The organism is Brevundimonas sp. UBA7507, assembly GCF_002478355.1.
GTDB lineage: Bacteria > Pseudomonadota > Alphaproteobacteria > Caulobacterales > Caulobacteraceae > Brevundimonas > Brevundimonas diminuta_D.
In genome coordinates this window covers 194,690-203,543 of record NZ_DLNP01000014.1, presented here as the reverse complement: position 1 = coordinate 203,543, position 8,854 = coordinate 194,690, and the positions used below count along the sequence as shown (strand labels likewise).

Genomic DNA, 8,854 nt, shown 5'->3' with positions numbered 1-8,854 from the left:
AGGGCGTCAGCGTGGTGGACGAAGACCTGCGCCTGACCGCCTGGAACCGCCGCTATGTCGAGATGTTCGGCCTGCCCGCCGGCTTCGTCCACGTCGGCCTGCCGATCGCCGCCGTCTATCGCCTGAACGCCGAGCGCGGCGAGGCGGGCGTGCCCGATCACGAGATCGACGCCTGGGTCGAGCGACGGCTGGAGGCCCTGGCTCGCCGCATCCCCCACGACCACGAGCGCGAACAGCCCGATGGCCGCATCCTGCGCTCCTCCGGCGCGCCCATCCCTGGCGGCGGCTACGCCACCAGCTACACCGACATCACCGCCCTGCGCCGCGCCGCGCGCGAGCTGGAGGAAGCCAATGAACGGCTGGAGGCCCGCGTCGCCGACCGCACCGAACGGCTGGAGGAGGCCCGCCGTCAGGCCGAGGACGCCACCGCCTCCAAGACCCGCTTCCTGGCCGCCGCCAGCCACGACCTGCTGCAGCCGCTGCACGCCGCGCGCCTGTTCATCGCGGCCCTGAGGGAAGACGCCGACCTGGCCGGATCGCCTGCGCGCGGCCTGGCGACCAACGCCGACCGCGCCATCGACAGCGCCCACCGCCTGCTGACCGCCCTGCTGAACCTGTCCAAGCTGGAGGCGGGCGGCGTCCGGCCCGCCGTGGCGCCGCTGGCCCTGGGCGGTCTGTTCGACGAACTGGCGCGCGAGTTCGCCCCCGTCGCCCGCGCCAAGGGGCTGACGCTGACGGTAGCGCCGTCCAGCCTGTGGATCGCCTCGGACCGCGACCTGCTGCGCTCCATGCTGCAGAACCTGATCGCCAACGCCATCCGCTACACCGACCGGGGGCGGGTGCTGATCGGCGCCCGGCGCGACGGCGAGCGGGTGCAAATCCTGGTCAGCGACACCGGGCGCGGCATCGCCGAGGCCGACCGCCAGGCCGTCTTCGGCGAATTCGTCCGACTGCCCGGCGCCCCGGTGGACGAACCGGGCGCGGGCCTGGGCCTGGCCATCGTGCAGAAGCTGTCGGACCTGCTGAGACACCCCCTGTCGCTGGCCTCGCGCGTCGGGCGCGGCACGACCTTCCGCGTCGCCGTCCCTCGCGCCGCCGCCCGGCCCGAGCCGGAGATCATGTCCGACGACCGCCGCCTGCCGCTGGCGGGCCTGCGGGTGCTGTGCGTGGACAACGAGCCCCCCATCCTCGACGCCCTGACGGCCCTGCTGGACCGCTGGGGCGCGCAGGCCGTAACGGCGCGCTCAGTCGCCGAAGCCCGCGCCGCCGACGGCCCGTTCGACGCGGCCCTGGTCGACCTGCATCTGGGCGACGACGAGCCGGACGGTCTGGCCGCCGTGGACGCCCTGCGCGCTCAGGGCGTCAGGCGCATCGCGCTGGTGACGGCCGACACCCGCGACGGCCTGAAGGAGAAGGCGGCGGCTGCGGGGGCGGTGCTGCTGCCCAAGCCGGTCAAACCCGCGGCGCTGAAGGCGTTTCTGAGAAGCTGAACAGACGATCACCGGAGTCCCCTCTCCCGGCGGGAGAGGGGTTTCATTTGGTCAGCGCCCACTAAATATCCAGCGACTGCGCCAGGATCACCGCCTGTGTCCGGTTCTGCACGCCCAGCTTGCGGAAGACGCTGGTCAGGTGCGCCTTGATGGTGGCCTCGGTGACGCCCAGGTCGAATGCGATCTGCTTGTTCAGCCGTCCGACCTTCAGCCCCTCCAGAATCCGCAGCTGCGACGGCGTCAGGCTGGCGATGCGGGCCTGAAGGTCCGCTTCTTCCTCGCCCGCCGCCTCGACCTCGGGCGCCCAGGTCTCGCCGTCCAGAATAGCCCGGATCGCCTCGACCATGGTCGGCAGGGCCGCCGACTTGGGAATGAAGCCCGCCGCCCCCAGCGACAGGGCGCGGCGGATAGTCGGCGCCTCCTCGCTGGCCGAGACGACGGCGACCGGCACGGCCGGATGATCGGCGCGGATCAGGGTCAGACCCGTCATGCCGTCCACGTCCGACAGCTTCAGATCGAGCAGCAGCAGGTCCGTCGCCGCCGCGCCCAGGGCGGTCTGCGCCTCGGCCAGGCTGGCGCATTCGACGATCAGGGCGCCCTCGGACGCCTTTTCGACGGCCGACTTCAACGCCGCCCGAAACAGAGGGTGGTCGTCGGCGACGACGATGCGGTCCATAGGCGTCCTTCCCACGCGCGGTTCTTGTTCGTTCGGCCGCGTCGCGACGACACCATGCCGCGCCTCGACTTTGGTCGAAACTAGACGAATGGCTAATGGCCGCAAACCCGGAGCGCGCGGAATGCTGCCGTCCTGAGGCCTGCGACAGACAGGTCCGGAACAACGGTCTGGGAGGACCACGCATGGGAAGCTGCCGTTTGTTCGGCGGCGTGGCTGCGGCCGCGCTGCTGCTCGCGCCCGGCGCCGCACTGGCTCAAGACGCCGGCGCGGCCCTGGAAGCCCGCATCGCCCAGCTCGAAGCCGAGCTGAACAGCCTGAAGTCCGAAGTCGCCGCCGCCCGAACGCAGCAGGCCTCGCAGGCGCAGGACATCATCCGCCTGGAGACGCGGCCGACGCCCGCGCCGACGCCGGTCTCCGCCCCGGCGGCGCCCTCGGACGGCTTCCGCATCGGCGACCACACGGTGAAGTTCGGCGGCTTCATCAAGACCGACTTCATGGCGTCGAAATATTCCGGCGGCGACCCGGCCAACGGCGATCCCTTGCGCGACTATCACCTGCCCGGCGCCATTCCGGTCGGCGGCGCGGACGAAGACGTCGCCACCGACTTCAACGCCCGCCAGACCCGCTTCTGGCTGACCACCGACGGCGTGGTGGCCGGACACAAGATCGGCACGCGGCTGGAGATGGACTTCCAGACCCTGCCCGGCTCGGGCGATCAGCGCACGACCAGCGGCTCGAACCCCGCCCTGCGCCGCGCCTTCGTCACCATCGACAACTGGCTGATCGGCCAGGAGTGGACCAACTTCCAGAACACCGCCGTCCTGCCGGAATCGGCGGACTTCGTCGGCGCGGCCGAGGGCACGGTCTTCGCCCGTCAGGCCCAGGTCCGCTACACGCGCGGCCCCTTCTCCATCGCGCTGGAGAACCCCGAGACCACCGTCACCCCCTTCGGCGGCGGCGCCCGCATCGTGGCCGACGACAACAGCCTGCCCGACCTGACCGCCCGCTATGGCCTGAGCCGCCCGTGGGGAGACGTGCAGCTGTCCGGCCTAGTGCGCCAGCTGAAGTATCAGAACCCGGCGACCAACATCGATTCCACCGCCACGGGCTGGGGCCTATCGGCCTCGGCCAAGTTCAAGGTCGGGGCGCAGGACGACATCCGCCTGATGTTGACGGGCGGCGAAGGCGTCGGCCGTTATGTCGGGCTGAACTTCTCCAACGACGCCGTGCTGGACGCCTCGGGCGATCTGGAGGCCATCGGCGTGGTCGCGGGCTTCGCCGCCTATCGCCACGTCTGGGCGCCGGGCTGGCGCTCCAGCCTGATCTGGTCGGCGCAGAAGGTCGACAACGACGTCGCCCTGACCGGCGCGGCCGTCAACCGCTCGGCCCAGAGCCTTCACGCCAATCTGATCTGGTCGCCGGTCACGGCGTTTGATGTGGGCGCCGAGGTGATGTTCGCTGATCGCAAACTGGAGTCAGGACTGGACGGCGACATGACCCGTCTGATCCTGTTCGCCAAATACGGCTTCTAAGGCCGAAGAAGAAAAAGACCCTGGAGGAAAATCGCGTGTCTGATCCGGAAATCTATCCCGTCCCCGCCGAACTGGCCGCCCGCGCCCACATGGACCGCGCCGGCTATGAAGCGGCCCGGATGCAGGCGCGCGAGACCCCCGAGGCCTTCTGGGCCGAACAGGCCGAGCGCCTGGACTGGATGACCTTCCCGACCAAGATCAAGGACGTCTCCTTCAACAAGGCCGACTTCCGCATCCGCTGGTTCGAGGACGGAGTGCTGAACGCCTCGGTCAACTGCATCGACCGCCACCTGCCCGCCCGCAAGGACGAGGTCGCCATCCTGTGGGAAGGCGACGAGCCGACCGACAGCGAAGCCGTCACCTTCGGCCAACTTCATGAGCGTGTGTGCCGCCTGGCCAATGTGCTGAAGGCCAACGGCGTCCAGAAGGGCGACCGCGTCACCATCTATCTGCCGATGATCCCCGAAGCGGCCTACGCCATGCTGGCCTGCGCCCGCATCGGCGCCGTGCATTCGGTCATCTTCGGCGGCTTCTCGCCCGACAGCATTGCCGGGCGCATCGAGGACTGCCAGTCGACCTTCGTCATCACCGCCGACGAAGGCTGCCGCGGCGGCAAGAAGGTTCCGCTGAAGGCCAATGTCGACAAGGCGCTGGAGAAGGTCGGGGGCGTGAAGACCGTCGTCGTCCTGCGCCATACCGGCGCCGATGTGCCCTTCGTCGAAGGCCGCGACCTGGACTGGGGCGTCGAGGCGAAAAAGGCCTCGCCCGACTGCGCGCCCGAGCCGATGAACGCCGAGGATCCGCTGTTCATCCTCTACACCTCGGGCTCGACGGGCAAGCCCAAAGGCGTGCTGCACACCACCGGCGGCTATCTGTTCTGGGCCAGCTACACCCATGAGTTGGTGTTCGATTACCGCCCCGGCGAGGTCTTCTGGTGCACCGCCGACGTGGGCTGGGTCACGGGCCACACCTATGTCGTCTACGGGGCCCTGGCCAATGCGGCGACGACCCTGATGTTCGAGGGCGTGCCCAACTATCCGACCGTCAGCCGCTTCTGGGAAGTGGTGGACAAGCACCAGGTCAACATCTTCTACACCGCCCCCACGGCCCTGCGCGCCCTGATGCGCGAGGGCGACGCCCCGGTGAAGACGTCCAGCCGCAAGTCGCTGCGCCTGCTGGGCACCGTCGGCGAACCGATCAACCCCGAGGCCTGGCGCTGGTATCATGAGGTCGTCGGCGAGAGCCGCCTGCCCATCGTCGACACCTGGTGGCAGACCGAAACGGGCGGCGCCCTGATCTCGCCCCTGCCCGGCGCGACGGACCTGAAGCCCGGCTCGGCGACCCTGCCCCTGCCCGGCGTCGAACTTGAAATCGTGGACGCGGAAGGGCGCGTGCTGAGCGGCGCGACCGAGGGCAATCTGTGCATTACCGACAGCTGGCCGGGCCAGATGCGGACGGTCTACGGCGACCACCAACGCTTCTTCGACACCTATTTCTCGACCTATCCGGGCAAGTATTTCACCGGCGACGGCTGCCGCCGCGATGCGGACGGCTACTACTGGATCACCGGCCGGGTCGATGACGTCATCAACGTCTCGGGCCACCGCATGGGGACGGCCGAGGTCGAGAGCGCCCTGGTCCTGCACGACATCGTGGCCGAGGCCGCCGTGGTCGGCTTCCCCCACGACATCAAGGGCCAGGGCATCTACGCCTATGTCACCTTGGTGCGGGGCGTCGACGCCACCGAGGATCTGCGCAAGGAGCTGGTCGCTCACGTCCGCAAGGAGATCGGCCCCATCGCCGCCCCTGACGTGATCCAGTGGGCGCCGGCCCTGCCCAAGACCCGCTCGGGCAAGATCATGCGGCGGATTCTGAGAAAGATCGCCGAGAACGAACTGGGCGCCCTGGGCGACACCTCGACCCTGGCCGATCCGTCGGTGGTGGACGATCTGGTGAAGAACCGGGCGGCGTAAGACTCCCTTCCCCCTCGATGGGGGAAGGGTCGGGGATGGGGGTGAGGACGCGACAGCGCTGTTGGCCCGCATGAGACGCGGCGTCTCCCAGCCTCACCGGCGACCGCCTGCCAACACCCCCACCCAACCCTCCCCCATCGAGGGGGAGGGCTTGCGACAAGCTCCCCCGAAGAGGCGGCCCCGGACAGCGCAAGCTGGACGGGGCCGCCCGCCTCGGCTTCAGTGCCGGACATGAGCGGAACCCTCGACGGCCTGACCATCATCGAAATCGGCGGCATCGGCCCCGCCCCCTTCTGCGGCATGATGCTGGCCGACCACGGGGCGGAGGTGGTGCTGGTCCACCGGCCCGGCGCCGCGCCTGATCTGCGCGATCCCCTGAACCGCAGCCGCGCCCGCCTGATCGAGGCCGACCTCAAGACGCCCGAGGGCGCCGCCCTGATCCGCGATCTGGCCGGCGCCGCCGACGGCCTGATCGAGGGCTTCCGTCCCGGCGTGATGGAGCGCCTGGGCCTCGGCCCCGACGTGCTGCTGGCCGACAATCCCAAGCTGGTTTACGGCCGCATGACCGGCTGGGGTCAGGACGGACCGCTGGCCCCGGCGCCGGGTCACGACATCGACTACATCGCCGTCTCGGGCGCCTTGCACGCCTTCGGCCGGGCGGGCGAGAAGCCGACCCCGCCGATCAACATGGTCGGCGACTTCGGCGGCGGCGGGATGCTGCTGGCCTTCGGCATGGTCGCCGGTCTGCTGAAGGCCCAGCGCACCGGGCGCGGCGACGTCATCGACTGCGCCATGACCGACGGCTCCTCCCTACTGATGAGCATGATCTGGGGCTTCCGCCAGAACCTGCCCGCGCCCCTGCCGCCCAGCCTGGCCTGGCGCGACGAGCGCGGCGTCAATCTGCTCGACACCGGCGCGCCGTTTTACGAGGTCTATGAGACGCTGGACGGAAAATACGTCGCCGTCGGCGCCATCGAACCGGCCTTTTACATCGCCCTGATGCGGCTGACCGGGCTGGCCGGCGATCCCGACTTCGCCATGCCCTTCGATCCGGCCCAGTGGCCCATGCTGAAGGACAAGCTGGCCGCCGTCTTCCGCACCCGCACCCGCGACGACTGGTGCAATGATCCGGACGCCCAAGCCGCCTGCGTGGCCCCCGTCCTGTCCCTGACCGAGGCGCCCGACCACCCCCACAACCGCGCCCGCGAGGCCTTCGTCGCCGCGCAGGGCGTGGTGCAGCCCGCGCCTGCGCCCCGGTTCCGGGACAGCCCGGCGAAGCGCCCCTCATAATCCCGCTCACCCCGGCGGACGCCGGGGCCCAGTGCTTTGGCTTCAAACGCCTCGCTCCCCCACTCCCGTCATCCCCGGCCTTGTGCCGGGGATCCAGAGCCGCCGACGCCTGCAAGACGAAACGCCGCGCCTTCACGCCCAAGCCCTGCGTTTATGGATTCTCGGGACAAGCCCGAGAATGACGAGGAAGGGACGCAGGCCAAACACCCCGCCGGGACGAGCGGGGGTAAGATCAACCCCCGTCCGTCCACACCGTCTTGTAGAGATCGAACCGGCGGTCGCGCAGGTTCCGCACCGTCCCCTGCGCCTTGGCCCAGGCCAGGTCGGACAGGTCCAGGTCCGCCACCGTCACCGTCTCGACGTTCTCGCTGGCCTCGGCCGCCACCCCGTCGCGCGCGAAGGGGAAGTCGCACGGCGTCAGGATGCACGACTGCGCATACTGGATGTCCATGTTCTCGACGTTGGGCAGGTTGCCGACATTGCCCGACAGGACGACGTAGCACTGGTTCTCGATCGCCCGCGCCTGCGAGCAGTAGCGCACCCGCAGATACCCCTGCCGGTTGTCGGTGCAGAAGGGCGTGAACAGGATGCGCGCCCCCTCGTCCGCCAGACGCCGCGCCAGTTCGGGGAACTCGGAATCATAGCAGATCATCACCCCGATCGGCCCGCAGTCGGTGGGGATGGCGTGGACGCGGTCGCCGCCCTTGATGTTCCACCAATGCCGCTCGTTCGGGGTCGGGTGGATCTTCTCCTGCTCATGCACCGAGCCGTCGCGCAGGAAGACGTACGCAACATTTTGAATGTCGCCGTCCTCGGTCCGCGTCGGGTGCGAGCCGCCGATGATGTTCACGTTGTAGCCGACCGCCAGCTCGCGCATCGCCTCGACGAAGCGCGGCGTATAGCGCGTCAGGGCCTCGATCGATTCCGCCGGGGTCAGCTTCCTCGTCTCCAGCGACAGCAGCTGCAGCGTGAACAACTCGGGAAACACCACGAAGTCGGCGCGGTAATCCGACACCACGTCGACGAAATATTCGACGTTGTCCATGAACTCGCGGAAGCTCTCGACCTTGCGCATCTGCAGCTGGACGGTGGCGACGCGCACCGTCTCCTTCACCGCGAAGGCCGCCCCCTTGCCCGTCGCCTCGACATAGTAGGGGTTGCGCCACACCCAGCGCGCCGCATGGCCCAGCGACGCCTTGTCCGACGGCAGATAGTTCAGCAGCACCCCCGCCGGCTCGAACCCCGAACGCTGGTGAAAGGCCATGATCGGATCCTTCACCTTGCGGTCGCGCACCGCCTCGACATAGGCGTTCGGATCAGGATAGGCGGCGCGACGGCGCGAAAGACCCGGCATCCGCCCGCCGAAGACGATCCCCTTCAGGTTCTGCGCCTCGCATAGGTCGCGGCGCGCGTCGTACAGGCGCTGGCCGATGCGCAGGCGGCGCCGGGCCGGGTCGACGCAGACCTCCATCCCGTACAGCCACGCGCCCGCCGGATCGTGCCGCGCCGCGTAGCCGCCGCCGGTGATCTGGTCCCAGCTGTGCGGCCCCATGGCCGAGGCCTCGTCGATGCGGAAGCTGGCGGCGTAGCCGACGATCTCGCCCTCGAACTCGACCACGAACTGGCCGTCGGGATAGGTGGCGATCTGGCCGCGCAGCATCCCCGGCGTATAGGGCGGCATGTCCTTGTAGACCCGCTCGACCAGGGCGTTGATCCCGGCGACGTCGCCCATGCGGGCGTTGCGGATCGTCAGGACGGCGGGCTTGGCCGGCTCGGCCGGCGGGACGGTTTGGGCGGTCTGAAGATCAGTCATCTCCTCCTAACGCGCGAGCTTGGCCGTTGGATCATTTTCCATCGTCTTGGACCCGCGCCGGGATGGGCGCACAATGGCGT

6 protein-coding genes are annotated in these 8,854 nt (G+C 69.4%); 4 read left to right on the top strand and 2 right to left on the bottom strand.

Annotated elements, in window-relative coordinates; translation table 11 throughout:
- Window positions 1–1,490: PAS-domain containing protein (locus B3D50_RS11650; RefSeq protein WP_286951334.1), on the top strand; the 1,490-nt coding region annotated here is incomplete at its 5' end.
- Window positions 1,491–1,551: 61 nt separating this feature from the next.
- Here B3D50_RS11650 and B3D50_RS11645 read toward each other — a convergent pair.
- Entirely contained in the window at window positions 1,552–2,166 is a 615-nt protein-coding gene (locus tag B3D50_RS11645) for a response regulator transcription factor (RefSeq protein ID WP_286951332.1), read from the bottom strand.
- A gap of 182 nt (window positions 2,167–2,348) precedes the next feature.
- Between B3D50_RS11645 and B3D50_RS11640 the strand changes: the two genes are divergently transcribed.
- The 3 genes from B3D50_RS11640 to B3D50_RS11630 all read left to right on the top strand — a co-directional run bounded on the left by B3D50_RS11640 (window position 2,349) and on the right by B3D50_RS11630 (window position 6,961).
- Entirely contained in the window at window positions 2,349–3,698 is a 1,350-nt protein-coding gene (locus B3D50_RS11640; protein ID WP_286951330.1) for a DcaP family trimeric outer membrane transporter, read from the top strand.
- A 35-nt stretch (window positions 3,699–3,733) separates the two neighbouring features.
- Window positions 3,734–5,671: an acetate--CoA ligase gene (gene acs / locus B3D50_RS11635; RefSeq protein ID WP_409516116.1), complete on the top strand. Its 1,938-nt coding sequence runs from the start codon at window positions 3,734–3,736 to the stop codon at window positions 5,669–5,671.
- 231 nt (window positions 5,672–5,902) lie between these two features.
- A complete protein-coding gene (locus tag B3D50_RS11630) occupies window positions 5,903–6,961 on the top strand; it encodes a CaiB/BaiF CoA transferase family protein (protein ID WP_286951329.1) in 1,059 nt (352 codons plus the stop codon).
- Window positions 6,962–7,193: 232 nt separating this feature from the next.
- On the opposite strand, the gene B3D50_RS11625 is transcribed toward B3D50_RS11630, so the two are convergent.
- Window positions 7,194–8,774 carry a bifunctional GNAT family N-acetyltransferase/carbon-nitrogen hydrolase family protein gene (locus B3D50_RS11625; protein ID WP_286951328.1) on the bottom strand — a complete coding sequence of 527 codons (1,581 nt, stop codon included), beginning with the start codon at window positions 8,772–8,774 and terminating at the stop codon, window positions 7,194–7,196.
- Between the last annotated feature and the right edge of the window lie 80 nt (window positions 8,775–8,854).

Excerpts from the sequence above, each read along its gene's own strand:
- B3D50_RS11645 (WP_286951332.1), bottom strand. The coding sequence starts at position 2,166 with ATGGACCGCATCGTCGTCGCCGACGACCACCCTCTGTTTCGGGCGGCG.
- B3D50_RS11640 (WP_286951330.1), top strand. The coding sequence starts at position 2,349 with ATGGGAAGCTGCCGTTTGTTCGGCGGCGTGGCTGCGGCCGCGCTGCTG.
- B3D50_RS11630 (WP_286951329.1), top strand. The coding sequence starts at position 5,903 with ATGAGCGGAACCCTCGACGGCCTGACCATCATCGAAATCGGCGGCATC.
- B3D50_RS11625 (WP_286951328.1), bottom strand. The coding sequence starts at position 8,774 with ATGACTGATCTTCAGACCGCCCAAACCGTCCCGCCGGCCGAGCCGGCC.